Source organism: Stenotrophomonas sp. YJH_SMC_21 (assembly GCF_059369555.1).
Genome location: NZ_JCAFSU010000007.1, coordinates 185,063 through 203,093, shown reverse-complemented (window position 1 = coordinate 203,093; position 18,031 = coordinate 185,063). Strand labels below are relative to the sequence as shown.

Here is an 18,031-nt window from a genome sequence, read left to right as displayed (position 1 = left end):
CGAGCACACCAGGATCGCGCCGTCCATCTGGGCGGCACCGGTGATCATGTTCTTGACGTAGTCAGCATGGCCCGGGCAATCGACGTGGGCGTAGTGACGGACCGGGGATTCGTATTCGACGTGCGCGGTCGAGATCGTGATACCACGAGCCTTTTCTTCCGGAGCGGCGTCGATCGAGGAGTAGTCCTTGAACTCGCCACCGAAGCGCTCGGCACCGATCTTGGTCAGTGCGGCGGTCAGCGTGGTCTTGCCGTGGTCGACGTGACCGATGGTGCCGACGTTGACGTGCGGCTTGGTGCGCTCGAACTTACCCTTGGCCATGGCTGCTTATCTCGAATTCGTCTGAGAGGTGATGCTTAAGATGGTGCTCACGAAAGGAATCGAACCTTCGACCTCTTCCTTACCAAGGAAGTGCTCTACCGACTGAGCTACGTGAGCCGAGTTTTGCATTATGACATGAACTCGATAATATTCAAAGTTCATTCAATGGAGCGGGAGACGGGAATCGAACCCGCACCATCAGCTTGGAAGGCTGAGGTTCTACCATTGAACTACTCCCGCGCCGGGAATGTCACAACGTGAAACTGGTGGAGGGAGGTGGATTCGAACCACCGAAGGCGTAAGCCAGCAGATTTACAGTCTGCCCCCGTTGGCCGCTTGGGTATCCCTCCTTACCACCCCATTCCGTTGCCGCCGAAGCGTTGCGGTGCGTGGTGGTGAGCCGCTTATTCTGCTGATGGGACGGGGGGCTGTCAACGCTTTTTTCCATTTTTTTCACACGCTGTCGCAAACCCATTGATACGCAAGGTTATTGCCCGGGAACCGGCAGGGTCTCGTTGGCGAAAATTGCGACATGAGGGACGCCGTCGCCGCCGATCCAGCCCCGATACATGCCCTGGGTGTTGAACGGCGTGGCCATTTTTCCGTCTGCGCCGAGCACGATCGCACCGCCGTCGCCGCCCATCTGCGGAATCGTCTCGTTGATCACGCCCTTGCCGGCCTGCTCCGGGCTCTGCCCCTGGTAGCGCATGCGCGCGCAGATCTCGTGCGCGGCCGCAGTGCGGATGTAGTACTCGCCCCACCCGGTGCCGGACACCGCGCAGCGTGCGTCGGCCCAGGTGCCGGCACCGATGATCGGCGAGTCACCGACCCGGCCGTAGCGCTTGTTGGTCATGCCCCCGGTGGAGGTGCCGGCGGCCAGATGCCCCTGCGCGTCCAATGCGACCGCACCAACGGTACCGAAGTGCTTTGCAGTCTCCAGGTCGGCATGCGCCTGGCCGCTGGCCTCTTCCTTCAGCGCGCGCTGCAGCTGCTGCCAGCGCTTCTCTGTACGGAAGTAGGAGGGATCGACCAGAGGAATGCCCTGCTCGGCCGCGAAGGCTTCGGCGCCCTGCCCGACCATCATCACGTGGCGGGATTTCTGCATCACGGTCTGCGCCAGCAGGATCGGGTTGCGCACCCGCTGCACGCCCGCCACCGCGCCCGCCGCCTGGTTCGCGCCATCCATGACCGCCGCATCCAGCTCGTTGTGGCCGTCGTGGGTGAACACCGCGCCCTTGCCGGCGTTGAAGGTGGGATCGTCCTCCAGCACGGTGATCGCGGCGGTGACTGCGGCCAGCGCGGGGCGCCCCGCCGCCAGTTCCGCATGGCCCTTCAGCAGTGCCGCCCGCAGCGCGTCACGTGCGGCCTTTTCCTCGGCCGGCGACAGGTCCTTGCGCTCGACGCCGGCGCCGCCGTGGATGACCAGCAGCGGTGAAGCGGCCGGTGCGGCCTGGGCAAGCATGGGCAGGGACAGCAGCGCAGACAGCGCCAGGCGCAGTTTCATCGGATACGTCTCCAGCAGTAGCGGGGAATGGATTGCAGGGTAGTGCCGGCCGCTGGCCGGCGGGGGGCGTATCAGGGAAGGTGGGTTGCCGGCGAGCGGCCGGCACTACCGAAGCGTGAACTCAAGCTCACCGTCGCTGACGTCGGCCACGGCCTGATAGTCGGCCTCGGCCTGGACGTCATCCAGGCGCATGCGGCTGCCGCTGGCGACCACCGTTACCGGCACCGCGCGGAAGCGCAGCGGCTCGCCCTCGACCAGGCGGTCGGCATCGCGGCCAGGGTTGACCACCCAGACCTTGCCCTCGCCGTCAGCACTGTAGACCTGCGCCTGGCCATCAGGCTCCACGCACAGGGCGGTGTCCTCGTCGACGCCGATGCCGACGATGTCGGGGTCGCCACTGTCCTGTGCGGCACGCGCCACGAACACGATCAGGCGACCGAGCCGGTCGCGCTTGTCGAAGTGGGTGTCGGTGACCACGCGCTGCAGGTAGGGCATCTGCAGGAAGCCGCTGTCCATGGTCACCGCGCTGCCCATCGGGTCCGCCAGGGCGCCGGCAGAGGTGATGCTGCCGCCGTCCATCGCGCCGTAGGCATAGCCACCGAGGATGGCGAGCCCCGCACTGGTACCGGCAATCGGCTTGCCAGCGCGCACGTGGGCGTTCAGCGCGCGGTTGAGCGCAGTGCCCTTCCAGAAGCGGATGTAGCGCGACTGGTCACCACCGGCAATGAAGATGGCATCAGCTGCGGCAACCACGCGCAGCACGGCCGGATCGTCGGCGCCGCGGCGGCTGTCGAACACCAGCGTCTGCACTGCGGTGGTACCGCCGATCTCGCGGTACAGGCGGTCCTGCAGCTCATCACTGCCAGAAGCGCGCAGGATCAGCACACGGCCATTGCCAGCCTGCTTCAGCCACCAGTGGAAGGCCTCCGGCACCCATTCGCCACCGCCCATCAGCATCATGGCCGGTGCGCGCGGACCGGGCCGGGGCGCGTCGAGATCGCCGGCTTCGTAGTAGGCGAAGCCCGGGCCCTGCAGGTCCTGCGCAAGGGCGACCAACGGCACGGCCAAGACCAGCAGCGCCAGCCAGGCGAAGGGGGCACGCAGGGTCCGATGGAGGCGTCGCATCTTGATCTCCCTGAACAAAATCGACTTGCAAGCGTTTCCACTCTTTGCCAGATAGGGACCCAGTAGTCAAGGACATGAAAAAGGCGTTAAATGCGCGCGCCCGTTCCGGAAATCTGAATGGGGGACAGGGCCCCTCCTCTGCGGGCCGGCTTCATTTCCGAGAATTCCTCATGCGTAGAAAGGCGATGGCGTGGTCGATCCAGCTGGCGTTGATGGGCGTGGCTGCTTCCGCGGCGGCCCAGGCACCGGCTTCCTCCCCGGTTCAACAACTGGATGCGGTGCAGGTCACCGGTTCGCGCATTCCGCGCGCCCAGGTGGAAGGCCCCGCCCCGATCACGGTGATCGACGCCGAACAGATCCGCTCCAGCGGCTTCACCAGCGTGCCGGACGTGCTGCGTGCAATGACCCAGAACGGCGGTGAGACCCAGAGCCAGCAGTCTTCCAGCGGCGCCGACTTCTCGCCGGGCGCCCAGCAGGTGGACCTGCGCGGCCTGGGCCCGAACCACACGCTGGTGCTGGTCAATGGCCGCCGCATCGCCGACTTCCCGATGCCGTTCAAGGGCCGCAGCAACTTCACCGATGTCTCCAACATCCCGCTGGGGATGATCGAGCGCATCGAAGTGCTGACCGGCAGCGCCTCGGCCATCTACGGCTCGGACGCGATCGCCGGCGTGGTCAACTTCATCCTGAAGAAGAAGGCCGACGGCACCACGATCGACATGCGCATGGGCACCACCAGCGAAGGCGGTGGCGAGTCGTTCGACATGAGCCTGGCCAGCGGCTTCAGCCGCGGCAACTTCAACGCCGTGTACAGCGTCGAGCTGCAGTCGCAGACCCCGCTGTGGGCCTATGAGCGCGACATCCAGGATTCGACCCAGGACGGCCCCACCGAGGGCTCGCGCATCGCCCGCCGCGCTTACCTGCGTACGGACTACAACGACGACTACCTGGATCCGGGCGCGGCCACCTGCGAAGCGCTGGCCGGGCAGAACCAGGGCAGCACCTACCGCGCCTACCGCCCGCGCTACGGTTACTACTGCGGCAGCGACAGCTCGATCGGCTACGGCACCATCCTCAGCAAGCGCCGCGGCGCCAATGGCTACGCCTCGCTGAGCTACGACTTCGACAACGGCCAGCAATGGTTCGCCGATGTGCAGCTGGGCTACCACACGATGTCGCTGATGCGCGACGTCACCAAGTGGGGCCGCATGGACGCCAATGGCGATGAGTCGGGCTACTTCAACAACCAGGCCACCGGCGAGATCGAGTTCTGGCAGCGCCAGTTCTCACCCGAGGAAATGGGGGGCCTGCGCAATGCGATGGTGCGCAGCACGCAGAAGACCTTCAGCGTGACCACCGGCTTCAAGGGCAATCTGGCCGGCAACTGGGACTACGAAGCGGCGCTGAGCCATTCGCAGTACCAGTCGCGGATCAGCTGGGCGCAGATCATCGCCTCCAAGGCGAATGACCTGTTCCTGGGCCCGCAGCTGGGCGTGGACGACGACGGTTTCCCGATCTACAACGCGGCCCCGTCGCGGCTGTACCGGCCGCTGACCCGCGCCGAGTACGATTCGATTGCCGCACGCACCACCTATTCGCCGAAGTCGCGCACCGAGACGGCTGCATTCACGCTGACCAATTCCGCGCTGTTCGGCCTGCCGGGCGGTGATGCCGGGTTCGCCGCGACCGTGGAAGTGGGCCAGCAGGCCTATGCGCTGAATCCCGATCCGCTGGCCACCCAGTACTACTACTACAGCTGGAAGGATTCGGACGGCCAGGGCTCGCGCAACCGCTGGGCGACCGCCGCCGAGCTGCGCATGCCGCTGCACGAGACGGTCAACCTGAGCGTGGCCGGCCGCTACGACCAGTACCGCTATTCCGGCCACACCATCGGCAAGGCGACCTGGAGCGGCGGTCTGGAATGGCGCCCGATCGACACGCTGCTGGTACGCGGTTCGTATGGCACCGCGTTCCGCGCGCCGGACCTGCACTACGTGTTCGCCGGACCGGGCAACGACGAGACCACCGCCGAAGACCTGTACAGCTGCCGCGCCGATGGCGCCAGCGACTGTTCCGACTACGAGCGCAACCTGATCCGCAGCCGCACCGGCAACCGCCAGCTCGACCCGGAAACCAGCACCTCGTGGAGCGCAGGCTTCGTCTGGTCGCCGGCGATCGGCCTGGACCTGTCGGTGGACTGGTTCGACATCGACATGCGCAAGCAGGTGCAGGACATGGATGTGCGCACCCTCCTGGCCAACGAAGCGAACTGCCGGCTCGGCAGTGCCGACATCAATTCGCCGACCTGCGTGGACGCGCTCGACCGCATCACCCGTACCAGCGACGGCCGCCTGTACGGCGTGCGCGTGGCGCCGATCAACGTCGCCCGCGAGTCGACCTCCGGCATCGACGTCGGCCTGCGCTACCGCCTGCAGACCGGTATCGGCGACTTCATCCTCAATGGCACCCACACCTGGGTGAAGAAGCACGATTTCCAGCGCTACCCCGGCGATCCGACCCTGGACCAGTTCGCGGTCAACAGCGGATTCGACATCCCGCGCACCAAGACCAGCCTGAGCGTGACCTGGGAGAAGGACGCGTGGTCGGCCACGGTCTACGGTTCGCGCCTGGGCAAGCTGCCGACCTCGGACAACTACGACCAGTCGTTCGACTGGGAAAGCGGTGACAGCCCCTACGTGAAGGCGACCTACCGCTACAACGCCTCGGTGCAGTATCGCTTCGACGACCATTCGCGCCTGTCGCTGTCGGTGGTCAACGTGTTCAACAAGATGCCGCCGAAGGATGCCACCTACACCGCGTATCCGTACTACGACGTGTCCTGGTTCGACAGCGTCGGCCGCACCATCAACCTGCAGTACACCCACAAGTTCGGTGGCAGCGCGCTGTAAGTGCCCGGCCAATGTCGGTACAGGAAACCCCCGCTTCGGCGGGGGTTCCTTTTTTTGCCACCTGAACGGTGCCCGCGGGCAGGCTCCGGGCCGGTCGGCCAGCCGGGGATTTTAGGAAACAGCTGATTCCGCGCCGTCCGCGCCGCTTCCTAGCATCGTTGCATGTTCCGCTTCCCCCGCCCTTCGCTGCAGAAGACCGTGCCATCGACCACCGCGTCGGTGCTGTTGCGCTGCCTGACCGTCTGTGTCTTCATCTGCCTGGCCGCCGCGGCCGGGTTCTACCTGCTCACGGCATTCACCGAGGACATCTCGACCCATCGCCGCGAGATGAATGCAGCGGCCTACAGGGCCCAGATCTATTTCGACCAGCGCGAAGCCCTGCTGCGCTACCTGGGCGATTCCGTGCTGGCCGGCAATCCGGATGCGCCTGCCACGGACAGCAAAGGCATGCGCCAGGTGGCGCTGGATGGCCCCGGCGGCCAGCCGGGCCAGCGACTGCTCTTGTCGGCACGTGCCGAGCACACGCTGCAGGCGCTGCAGACGCACCTGCTGCTGGTCGATGCGCGGGGTGCGCACTGGCTGGCCGGAGGCGCGGTCGACTTGGACGTGGCACGCCTGCCATCGCTACGTGCACTGCAGACGCGCAACGGCAGCCTCGAGGGCGCTGACCGGGTGTACTGGCTGCGCCCGGGTGACCGTGGCGTCGCACTGGCGCAGCCGGTGCAGTCCGGTCCCCATCCGGCGCAGTGGCTGGTACTGCTGCTTGATACAGATGCAGCGGCGGGCATGATCGATGGCCAGGGCATCGGCGGTTATGCGTTGCTCGACCGTTCTGGGCAGCCTGCATTGTCCAGCCAGGCGCCGCGGCTGGATCGCGCGGGCTGGACAATCCTGCGGGAACGCCAGGACGACAGCTTCGGTACGTTATGGAGCGGCGGCCTGCCGCGCGGCGTAGCGCTGGTGAAAAGTGTCGGCAATGACGGCTGGCGGTTGGTCTACCACCTGCCGCCGCAGCTGCTGCTGGGCGACCTGGCCGTGCCCCTGCTGGTCTGCGTGCTGTTGCTGCTGCTGGCCGGTGTTGCGCTGCGCCTGCTACGGCATCGCGTGGACCTGCAGCTGATCCAGCCGGCCCTGCAGCAGCACCGCCGCCTGCTGGAGAACCTGGACTTCAGTTCGACGGTGATCGACATGGCGCCGGTCGGCATCTGCGTCCTGCGCCGCAACGACCGCGCGCTGCTGCTGTCCAACCAGCTGCTGCGCGACTGGCTCGGCGAGGAAGGCGAACACAGCGACTGGCAGGCGCCATGGCGCGGACATGCCGGCGAGCGCGGGCGCGGACTGGAATTCACCGCCCGCGACGGGCGCCAGCTGCAGGTGCTGCACGCGGCCTGCCGCTACCAGGGCGATGATGTGCTGCTATGCGTCTTCCATGATATTTCCCGACACCGCCAGGCACAGGCCGCACTGTCGTCGGCACGCCAGGCGGCCGATGCGGCCAACCAGGCCAAGAGCGCGTTCCTGGCCACCATGAGCCATGAAATCCGCACTCCGCTGTACGGCGTGCTGGGCACGCTGGAGCTGCTGGGGCACACCTCGCTGGACGCCCGGCAGTCGCAATACCTGCGCACCATCGAGAGTTCCTCGTCGGTCCTGCTGCAGTTGATCAGTGATGTGCTGGATGTGTCCAAGATCGAGTCAGGGCAGCTCAGCCTGGAGCCGGCGGCGTTCTCGCCGCGCGAGCTGACCGAGAGTGTGCTGCGCAGCTTCGCCGCGTCGGCCACCTGCAAGGGCCTGCAGATCCTGGTCTGCACCGATCCGCGCCTGCCGACGCGGGTGCTCGGTGATGCCGACCGCATCCGCCAGGTGCTGGGCAACCTGCTCAGCAACGCGATCAAGTTCACCGAGCATGGCCGGGTGGTGTTGCGCGTGCGCCAGGTACAGCGCGAAGGTGAATCGAGCGTGCTGGCCTGGCAGGTGACCGATACCGGCGTGGGTATTGCTGCGGAGGAACAGGCGCGTCTGTTCGAACCGTTCCGCCAGGTCCGCGGCGCGGCCAGCGCGCAGGGTACCGGCCTGGGCCTGTCCATCAGCGACCGTCTGGTGCGCTTGATGAGCGGCGAGCTGCAGGTGGTGAGCGAGCCGGGCCTGGGCAGCAGCTTCAGCGTCCGCCTGCCATTGCCGGTGCTGGCCGCTGCCGAGGATGGGCCCACATTGCTGCCGGAACCACCGATCCTGGTGCGCGGCCGCGACCGCGAGCTGGTCGACAGTGCCTGTGGCTGGCTGTGTCGCTGGGGTGCCAACGCGCAGCCCCTGCTTGGCGACCCGACGCTGCTGGACCATGACGGCGCGATCCTGATGGATGGTGAAGCAGCCACTCCGCTGGCATGGTCGGGCCCGCGCGTGGTGGCATCGATCGAGGGCGGTGACCAGCCGATCACTGCCGCCGATGGCAGCCTGGTCGTGACCCTGCATGGCATGACCGCGATCGGCAATGCGCTGGCCAACGTGCAGCAGCAACGTGCGGCGCAGCCGGAGACCACGCGCTTGGCACCGCCCGTGCCGCTGGGGCTGCGCGTGCTGGCGGTCGAGGACAACCCGATCAACCGGGTGATCCTGGCTGAGCAGCTGCGCACCCTCGGCTGCGACGTGGAGCTGGCACAGGATGGCATTGAAGCGCTGCAACGGTGCCGCGAGCAGTGCTTCGATCTGGTGGTGACCGACATCAACATGCCGCGCATGGACGGCCACGCGCTGGCCCGCGAGCTGCGCGATGACGGCAACCTGGTACCGGTGATCGGCGCCACCGCCAATGCCACCGCCGAAGAGCGCGAGCGCTGCCTGGCCAGTGGCATGCAGGGCTACCTCAGCAAACCCATCGACATCGCCCGCCTGCGCAAGGCACTCACCGCCCTGCGCCAAGGAGATCCCGCATGACCCAGCGTGTCCTGATCCTGGAAGACCAGCCCTTCCAGCGTGGTTTCCTGGCCAATCTTTTCGGCAGCCGTGCCGGCGTCCAGGTCGATGCCTGCGAAGACGTGGATGCCGCCATCGCACTGTGTGCCTGCCAGCCCTACGACCTGGTGGTCAGTGACCTGCTGATGCCCGGGCAGGACGGCATCCAGTTCATCCAGGCGCTGGCGGCGCAGCCACGCCCACCCCGCCTTGCCGTGGTCAGCGCGGCCCCGCGGCGGATGATGACCTCGGCACGGCTGATGGCCGAATCGCTGGGGCTGGAGGTGATCGGCCTGCTGCCCAAGCCGGTGGCGGCCGCCGACGTGGATGCCCTGTTCGAGGCGCTGGCGCAGGCGCGTCAGGCCACTGGCAAGGCCCCCACGCGCGCGGCGGCTGCACCCGAACCGGATGTTTCGCAGCTGCGCCAGGCCATGGCCGATGGCAGCCTGACGGCCTGGTTCCAACCGAAAAAGTCACTGCAGTCAGGGCGGGTCGTGGCGGCCGAGGCACTGGTGCGCTGGCGCCATCCGCAGCTGGGCACGCTGGCCGCTGGCAGCTTCCTCCCGGCGATCTGCCGATACGGGCTGGAGGGCGATCTGCTGCGGATGATGCTCAAGGCCAGCATCAGCGCACAGGCACGCTGGCGCAAACAAGGGTTCCGGGTACCGGTATCGATCAACCTGCCCCCTCACCTGCTGGAGCAGTCGGACCTGCCCGACGAACTGCTGGCACTGACCCTGGCCAACGGCGGTACGCCTGGTGAATTGTGCTTTGAGCTGATGGAAAACAGCACCACGCGGCACGTCAGCGACTTCTATGCCGGTGCCTGCCGGCTGCGCATGAAGGGCTTCGGCCTGGCCCAGGATGATTTCGGGCAGGGTCTGAGCTCGGTCCACAATCTGGTCAATACCCCCTTCACCGAGGTCAAGATCGACCGCGCGCTGGTCAGCGGCTGCGCCCGTGACCCGGCCCTCCACCTGACCTTGTCGACGGTGATCGCGCTGGCCAACCAGCTCGGGCTGACCATCGTGGCCGAGGGCGTGGAAAGCGATGCCGACCTGGCCGCGCTGCGCCAGCTCGGCTGCAGCCAGGTGCAGGGTTTCCTGATCTCGCAGGCGCTGCCCTCAGACGAGTTCACCCGCCTGCTGGACGAAGAAGCACCGCGACTGGACGAAAGATCGCGAGCCGCCCTGAGCTGACACGGATTCCACAGCGACTTCACAACATCATCAAGTGGCATTGACGATCCTGTCTGTGCAGTGGCGGCGGACTTTGCGCTGCCGCCACCGGTGCCGCTGTCCGCCCCTGCCCTGAGACCCGCCATGCCGGCCGAGGCCGCCCCTGTTCGCCGACTCGCTCGCCGCTCACTGCGCGTCCACGCCCTGCTGATCGGCGTGGTGGTGCTGGCGACCCTGCAGGCCGGACTGCTGCTGTCGGCCGGCTCGCAGCTTTTGAACGAAGAGCGCAGCAAGATCGAGTACCACTTCCGCCGCCTGGACGGCACGCTTCGCGAGCAGGAGCGCTTCCTGCGCCAGTGGCGGCTGCACGATGTCGGCGCTCGAGGACAGCCGGTTGCCGATGCCAGCGTGGAACTGCAACGCGGCCCGTTGTTCGCCAACTTCGCGGCGATCGGGAGCGAGGGAGCCAGTCTTTCGCTACCGAACGAGCTGGGCGATCGTTTCCTGCGCTTCTACGGCACGTTCTGGTCGGCCTCGCACTACCCACCACCGCAATGCCTGCTGGTCGATGGCCAGGGCACGCGCGGGCTGCTGGCACCGGTGCAGATCGGCGTTACCGATGCGAGCCAGAACAGCCCGCATCACCTGCGCCCGGCGATCGCCGACATCCACCGGGTCATGGGCACGCGTCCGGCGCTGCAGCGCGGTGGCATCGTCTGGGTGAGCGTACCGTGGCGCGACCGGCAGACCCGTTTGCTGGCCATCGCGCATGCGCCGCAGGATGCACGCCTGTGGGGCGAGGACGACAAGGATTCACAGGCCGCGCTGGCCTGCCTGCTCGATCCGGGACGTGTCGATGACTACCGGCAGGTGCTGGGTGTTCCGGTGTTCCAGCGGCTGTCGCTGTTCGATACCGATGGCCAGCGCCTGCTGGGCGATGCAGCAGACGCCAGTGACGCTGGCACCTCCTGGAAGGCCGGCCTTGCAGGCCTGCAGTTCCGCATGCGCAGCGAGCGCGGCTGGCTGGCGGTGTACCACGTCAGCTGGCGGCAGGTGTTCCAGCACCCACAGGGGCCCTTGCTCGGCGCGACCGTGGTGGCGCTGCTGCTGGCATTGGGTGGCACGCTGCTGCTGCGCGCGTATCGGCGTTCGGTCATCGAACCACTGCGCAGCAACCACGCGCGCCTGCTGGAAAGCGAGGCCTTCAGCCGCACCATCCTGGACAACGCGCCGATCGGGCTGTGCCTGCTGCGCCGTACCGATGGCAATGTGCTGCTGGACAACACCCTCGCCCGCCGCTGGCTGGGCGAAGACCACCACAGCGGAGGCTGGCATGGCCCTTGGCGGCGCAGCGTGCTGGCCGCTGGAGGCACCACGCTCGGCGATGGGCTGGCCTACACCACGCCCGAAGGCCGCCACCTGCTGGTGACCGCGACGCCGGCGCGCTATCGCGGCGAGCCGGCGGTGCTGTGTCTGTTCATCGATCTCAGCAGCCAGCATGAAGCCGAACAGGTGCTGCAGCAGGCGCGCCGTGCCGCCGACCAGGCCAACCGGGCCAAGAGCCAGTTCCTGGCCACGATGAGCCATGAAATCCGCACGCCGCTGTACGGCGTGCTCGGCACCCTCGAACTGCTCGGACTCACACCACTGGATGCGCGGCAGCAGGACTATCTGGCGACGATCCAGCGTTCGTCCTCGACCCTGATGCAGCTGATCAGCGACATCCTCGACGTCAGCAAGGCAGAGGCCGGGCAACTGAGCCTGGAGCCCAGCCCGTTCGATCCGGTGCGACTGACCGAGGATGCGCTCGACTCGTATGCTGCCGCAGCCGCCAACAAGGGGCTGCGGTTCTACGCCTGCATCGATGCCGACGTGCCACCCTTGGTGTGCGGTGATGCCGCGCGGATCCGCCAGGTCCTCAACAACCTGATCAGCAACGCACTGAAGTTCACCGACAGCGGGCGCGTGGTGGTGCGCGTTTCGGCACGCTGGCAGGAGCAACGCTGCTGGCTGCAGTGGCAGGTCGCCGATACCGGTATCGGCATTGCCAGCGAACACCAGGCGCACCTGTTCGAGCCGTTCTTCCAGGCCAACCCGGGCACCGATGCGATGCGCGGCACCGGCCTAGGGCTGGCCATCTGCGCGCATCTTGTGGCGTTGATGGAAGGCCAGCTGCGTGTGGTCAGCGAGAGCGGCCTGGGCAGCAGCTTCAGCGTCGAACTGCCGCTGCCACCGGCGCCGGCGGATCCGCAGCAATCCCCTGCGCCGCAGCTGCCTGCGGGCCTGCAGGTCCAGGTACGGGGCAGCGTGCGCGAGCTGGTGCAATCGCTGTGCGAACGCCTGCAGCAGCGTGGTGCACAGGCCAGCGTGTACCGGGAAGACAGCACGGCAGACTTGCCATCGCCCACCGTGCTGCTCGACCTGGTCCTTGACGACCCGCTGCCCGGGTGGGCCGGTGGACCGCGTGTGGTCGCCTGCCGCGAAGGCGGCGTGCGCCCCCGGCACATTGATGGCTTCTGGCAGGTTGGCCTGAACCGGTTCGATGCGATCGTGCTCGCGTTGGCCGCGGCCAGTGGCCAGCCGCTAGCGGCGAGCGCCGAAGGGCGCCTGCCGGCGACGCGCCGTTTCGGCCTGCAGGTGCTGGTGGCCGAGGACAACCCGATCAACCAGGCGATCCTGCGCGACCAGCTGGAACAGCTCGGCTGCCGCGCCGTGGTCGCCAGCGATGGCAATGAAGCGCTGGGCTACTGGCAGCAGGGCGCGTTCGCGCTGGTGCTGACCGACCTGAACATGCCCGGGATGGATGGCTATGGCCTGGCGCGCGCCTTGCGGGCGCGCGGTGTCAGCGTGCCGATCCACGGTGCCACCGCCAACGCCGATCCGGCCGAACGCCAACGCTGCCAGGAATCGGGCATGCAGGGCGTGCTGGTCAAGCCGATCACGCTGGAAGCGCTGCAACGCCTGCTGATCCGGATCACCCAGGGCGATGCGGCGGTTTCCGCGCCGCCGCAAAGTCCTGTATCCACCGATACGCGCGATGATGATCCGCCGCTGCAGGTTCCCGCAAGAATGCAGGCATTGTTCGTGCAGACCATGCAGGCTGACCTGGACAGCCTGCGCCAGTCGATTGCCACCGCCGATCCCGCGCGCGTGGTGCAGGTACTGCATCGCATCCGCGGCGCACTGGTCATCGTCGGCGCACCTGCGCTGGTGGACAGCGGCCTGCGGATCGAACAGGGCCTCGCAGGCGGCGATGACCTGGTCACCCAGGAGGCTCCGCTTGCCGGCTTCCAGCGACGCCTCGAACAGCTGCTGCATCCGCTGCTCGGCGCGGCATCTCCTTCCTCATCTGACGACCCGAACCCGCCATGACCACACGGATCCTCATCGCCGACGACCACCCGATCGTGCTTGCCGGCATCCGCGACGTACTGGCCGGGGAGCTGGACCTCGAGGTCGTGGGCGAAGCGGCCGACCCGGCGACGCTGATCGAGCTGATGACCCGGACCCGGCCACAGGCGGTGATCACCGACTACAGCATGCCAGGGGGCGACCGCTTCGGGGACGGCATAAAGCTGATCTCGTTCCTGCGCCGCAGCTTCCCGGAGACGCGCCTGCTGGTGCTGACGATGGTGTCCAACCCGTCGTTGGTTGCGGCGATGTATGCCGCTGGTGCCGGCGGCGTGGTGCTCAAGAGCCATGGATTGGGCAGCCTGGTACAGGCCCTGCGCGTGGTGCTGGCCGACCGCGTCTACCGGCCCCCGGGCCTGCTGCCGGTAGCGGCGAGCGAGCCGGCCGATGCCGATGCGGTGCGTGCGCGGCTGTCGCCGCGCGAGCTGGAAGTGATCCGGCTGTTCACCGGCGGCATGAGCGTGGGCGACATTGCACGCCAGCTGCAGCGCAGCGCCAAGACGGTCAGCACGCAGAAGATCAGCGCGATGCGCAAGCTGGGCGTGGACAGTGATCAGGCGCTGATCGAGTACTGCCTGCAGGCCTCGTTGTTCGCCTGAGGTCCACTCCAGGCTGAACCCTGCAGCCCCTGTACAAGGGCCCGCACCGGCTTTAGGAAACGCCTGATTCCATAGGACAGCGCCGATTTCTAGGCTGGACGCATCCCGCCTTGGTGCGCCTGCCGGCAGTAGCTGCGCCGCCTTGGGGGACGGAAGTCCGATGGCGCCTGCAGCTGCCATCGCGTGTGGCTTCCGCAGCGACGCGGCCCTGCCGCGCCAGTTCGCGCAGCCGTGCTGCGCCCTGCCACAGGAAGTCCAACAGAATGTACGCCTCCCCCACACGGTACCGCCGTGCGCCTGGGCGCGCGCGCCTCGCGCCTGCCCCCCTCCTTCCCAGCCTGCTGGCGACCGCCCTGTGGGCGGCGCTGCCGGCCCACGCCGCCGATCTGACCGGACCGCTGAAGGTCATCAATGGCCAGACCCTGCAGCTGGATGCGGGCGATACCCTGCTGCACTCCGTGGGCGGCTTCGCCCTGGACGTGAACGGAGCCGGCAGCACGGCAACGCTCGATGACACGCGCGTCGATGTCACCGGCGGCGGCAGCGCAATCCAGGCCTCCGCAGGTGGCAGTGTTCTTGTACAGGGAGGTCACATACAGCTTGGCAATGGAAGTTCAGGCGTCGGTTATGCGCTCAACGCAACCGGCATCGGCAGTGTCATCCACGCCAGCAACCTGGTCATCAATGCCTATCGCAACAGTTCCGGCTACGGCACGGTCAACGCCACCAACGGCGGCAAGATATGGCTCGATGGCGGCAGTGTAAGCAGCGATGGTCATGCCCTGTATTCCAGCGGACGTGGAAGCGAGCTGCATGTATCGGGTACCACGATCAGCAACGGTGCCGGCCGCGCCGTCTATGCCGACGGCGGCGCACTGCTTTCGTTGGAATCACTGGCGATGACGTTCGCGCAGGCGACCAACGGTTCCAGCGGCCGCCTGTCCGCAAGCGGCAGCGGAAGCGTGTTGTCGCTGCGCGATGTGGATGTCATCAATGGCTACTTCGACATTGACAACGGGGGGATCCTCCGCATCACCGGGGGCACCGCCACCGCCAACGGCAGCAGCATCCGACTGATGGGAAACCGGACCAGTCGAACGTTCGCCACAGCGGAAATCACCAATGCCCGCTTTGAAAGCACCGGCGGCTACGGCGTCAACGTCAACAGCTGGGGCAAGTTGACCGCCGAGGGCGCGCACTTCACCGTGCGCGATGGCAGTTCCGGGATCTGGCTGTCCGGTGCCGATTCGCTGGCGGACCTGAGCAACACTGTGATCAGCACCTTTGGTGACAACGGGTATGGCCACGGTGTGGACGTATGGGGTGGCACCGTGACGATCACCGGTGGCAGCATTGATACCCATGGCGATGGCGTCTACGGCCTGCGCGCTTCCGGCAGCAACCCTCCAACGCCCTACTCCCGGATCCGTGCCAGGAATCTCGACATTGCGACCTACGGTGCGGTGTCCGGTGGTGTGTTCCTGGGCGGCAGTACCGCGGACATACAGCTGGACGGCGGCTCGATCACCACCCATGGCGCAGCCTCGTTCGGCATCGTGCAGATGAACACTGCAAAGCTCACTGCGGACGCCCTGCACATCCAGGCGCTGGGAACGAACTCGGGCGCCTATCGTTCCTACATCACCGTATTTGGTCCCTACTGGGATCGGCTGGTGTTCAACGACAGCCAGATCGAGACCCTGGACGGCCCTGCGTTGTGGCTGCAGGGAAGCAACCACGAACTGACACTCAACAATACCGCCGTTGTCGCCCGTCAGGCAGGTGACCTGGTTGGCGGCCGACTGCTGAGGGTCAGCGATACCGTGTTCACTGATGGCAGCTCGGTGGCAACGTCCGAGATCCGCTTCACTGCGGACAACAGCCGCCTGAGCGGCGACGTGATCGTCGACAGCGCGACTGCGGAGGTGCACATGGTGCTGCGCAACGGTACTCAGTTCAGCGGCGCCCTGCGCAACGACTCCGGTTACCAGGTCGCACAGCTGGCGCTGGATGGCAGCAGCCAGTGGAACGTGCGTGACAGTTCCAGCGTCGGTGCACTCGAACACGCCGGCACCATTGCCTTCGATGCACCGGCGGCGGGCGGTTTCAAGACCGTCACTGTCAGCGGCGACTACGTGGGTAACGGTGGCCACTGGATCTTCAACCGTGCACTGGGGGACGATACCTCGCTCGGCGATCAGCTGGTGATCAGCGGCAACAGCAGCGGCACCGCCAGCGTGAGCGTGCGCAATGCCGGCGGCGCCGGTGCACTGACCCAGGAGGGCATCCGCCTGATCACCGTAGGTGGCCAGTCCGATGCTCAGTTCGGCCTGCAGGGCCGCGCGGTTGCCGGTGCCTACGACTACTTCCTGTTCAAGGGCGGCGTGTCGACCCCGGATGATGGCAACTGGTACCTGCGTTCGGAATACGTCGATCCTGTCGATCCAGTGGATCCAGTGGATCCAGTGGACCCCGTCGATCCCGTCGATCCCGTCGATCCCGTCGATCCTGTCGATCCTGTCGATCCTGTCGATCCCGTCGATCCCGTCGATCCGGTAGATCCAGTTGACCCGACACGTCCGAAGGTGGAACGCCCGGAACCGGCGGCCTACCTGGCCAACCGCAGCGCCGCGCTGGGCATGTTCCGGCACAGCCTGCACGACCGCGCCGGTGATCCCGCCGCCGAAGCGGGCGTCAGCGGCGATGCCGTGGCCTGGATGCACCTTCGCAGCGCGCAGCCCGACAGCCACGACCGCAACCGCCAGGTCCAGGTCGATGGGCAGATCAGCAGCGTGCTGGTCGGCGTCGGCCGCCGTTTCGAGGTGGGTGGCAAGGGCGAACTGCAGGCAGGTGCGATGCTCGGTCACGGCCGTGCGCGCAATGACAGCCGATCGCAGGTGACCGGCTACGCCGCGCGGGGCGTGGTCACCGGCACCAGCGTGGGCGCCTATGCCACCTGGCTGCAGGATGCACGCATGCAGGGCGGCGCCTATGTGGACGGTTGGCTGCAGTACGGCCGCTTCCGCAACAGCGTGCAGGGCGAAGGCCTGCAGAAGGAGCGCTATGACGCCCGCAACTGGAGTGCGTCGGCCGAAGCCGGCTATGTGCTTCCCCTGCGGCGCACCGCGCAGCGCGGCATCTACCTGGAACCGCAGCTGCAGGTGGTTCACAGCCGCTATGACAGCGACCGCGTGGTCGAGGCCAACGGCACGGTGGTCGAGGACCGCGGCGGTAGCGAGACCAGCAGCCGCCTCGGCCTGCGCCTGTACAGCCGCGGGTTGAGCCCGGCGCAGGGCCAGGTGCACCCGTACGTGGCGGTGAACTGGTGGTCCGGCGGCAATGGCGCAGGCCTGGCGATGGACGGCGAGCGCCTGCAGCGGCAGCTGCCGCGCGACATCTACGAAGCCAAGGCCGGTGTGCAGGTGAATCTGTCCGGCGGTTGGCGAGGCTGGGGTGAATTGAGCCGGCAGAGCGGTGGCATGGGCTTCCGCGATATCAGTGCGCAGATGGGCGTGTCGTACACCTGGTGATGCGGGAAGTGCCCGGCAAGGGAGTGCCGGGCGCTTTTTCCACATGCCGCGTGGAAAGCGATGGGGGTTAGGTGTGGACAAGTGCCTGCGAACCGCATGGAGCAAGCGTTTCAGGACGTGGCTATTTTTTATCCATGCCTCTTCGCGGTTTTCCACACCCCTCGTGGAGAGTGGTTGGGATTTGATGTGGACAAGTAGGTGGGAGTGTTGCTGCGCAAGCGCTTCGAAGCGTGGTCAAAATTTGTCCACGCTGCACGATCGAGGCAGGTAGCGCCGAGCCCGCGCTCTGCTCACGTCCATCGCAGCCGTGCATCGGCTCGGCGCTGCATCAGGTTCGCCGGTTTTCCACACCCGACGTGGAAAGCGATGGGAGTTTGCTGTGGACAAGTACCGGCGAACATCACACCGCAAGCGTTTCGCAGCGTGGTGTTTTTTTGTCCATCGCCGGAAACGCGAACGCCCCGCACAGGGCGGGGCGTCCGGGTCGATCCGATGCCGCTGG

9 protein-coding genes and 3 tRNA genes are annotated in these 18,031 nt (G+C 66.8%); 6 read left to right on the top strand and 6 right to left on the bottom strand.

Annotation, left to right across the window (positions count from 1 at the left end):
* The 6 genes from AC5P67_RS12145 to AC5P67_RS12120 all read right to left on the bottom strand — a co-directional run.
* Positions 1–321 (bottom strand): GTP-binding protein (locus tag AC5P67_RS12145; RefSeq protein WP_254005100.1); only part of this gene is annotated, 321 nt, incomplete at its 3' end.
* A gap of 41 nt (positions 322–362) precedes the next feature.
* Positions 363–438: transfer RNA gene (locus tag AC5P67_RS12140), tRNA-Thr, on the bottom strand.
* Positions 439–487: 49 nt separating this feature from the next.
* A tRNA-Gly gene (locus AC5P67_RS12135) sits at positions 488–561 on the bottom strand.
* Positions 562–585: 24 nt separating this feature from the next.
* Positions 586–671 (bottom strand) — tRNA-Tyr (locus AC5P67_RS12130).
* A 137-nt stretch (positions 672–808) separates the two neighbouring features.
* Positions 809–1,825, bottom strand: a complete 1,017-nt coding sequence (locus tag AC5P67_RS12125) for an isoaspartyl peptidase/L-asparaginase family protein (RefSeq protein ID WP_024957319.1) — start codon at positions 1,823–1,825, stop codon at positions 809–811.
* Between the two features lie 105 nt (positions 1,826–1,930).
* Positions 1,931–2,950, bottom strand: coding sequence for a cyanophycinase (locus AC5P67_RS12120; RefSeq protein ID WP_012479232.1), 1,020 nt, complete (start codon positions 2,948–2,950; stop codon positions 1,931–1,933).
* A gap of 170 nt (positions 2,951–3,120) precedes the next feature.
* Between AC5P67_RS12120 and AC5P67_RS12115 the strand changes: the two genes are divergently transcribed.
* The 6 genes from AC5P67_RS12115 to AC5P67_RS12090 all read left to right on the top strand — a co-directional run bounded on the left by AC5P67_RS12115 (position 3,121) and on the right by AC5P67_RS12090 (position 17,529).
* On the top strand, positions 3,121–5,859 hold the full coding sequence (locus tag AC5P67_RS12115) for a TonB-dependent receptor plug domain-containing protein (protein WP_043033760.1): 2,739 nt from the start codon (positions 3,121–3,123) through the stop codon (positions 5,857–5,859).
* A gap of 162 nt (positions 5,860–6,021) precedes the next feature.
* The gene (locus AC5P67_RS12110) at positions 6,022–8,793 is read left to right on the top strand and encodes a response regulator (protein WP_099484324.1); all 2,772 of its coding nucleotides are present in this window, start codon (positions 6,022–6,024) and stop codon (positions 8,791–8,793) included.
* Entirely contained in the window at positions 8,790–10,010 is a 1,221-nt protein-coding gene (locus AC5P67_RS12105) for an EAL domain-containing response regulator (protein ID WP_111117959.1), read from the top strand. Before AC5P67_RS12110 ends, AC5P67_RS12105 begins: the two co-directional genes overlap by 4 nt.
* Before the next feature lie 123 nt (positions 10,011–10,133).
* The gene (locus tag AC5P67_RS12100) at positions 10,134–13,361 is read left to right on the top strand and encodes a hybrid sensor histidine kinase/response regulator (RefSeq protein WP_495214734.1); all 3,228 of its coding nucleotides are present in this window, start codon (positions 10,134–10,136) and stop codon (positions 13,359–13,361) included.
* Entirely contained in the window at positions 13,358–13,999 is a 642-nt protein-coding gene (locus AC5P67_RS12095) for a response regulator (protein ID WP_005408195.1), read from the top strand. The genes AC5P67_RS12100 and AC5P67_RS12095 overlap by 4 nt, the downstream gene beginning before the upstream one ends.
* A 263-nt stretch (positions 14,000–14,262) precedes the next feature.
* Positions 14,263–17,529, top strand: a complete 3,267-nt coding sequence (locus AC5P67_RS12090) for an autotransporter outer membrane beta-barrel domain-containing protein (RefSeq protein ID WP_495214733.1) — start codon at positions 14,263–14,265, stop codon at positions 17,527–17,529.
* Positions 17,530–18,031: the final 502 nt, after the last annotated feature.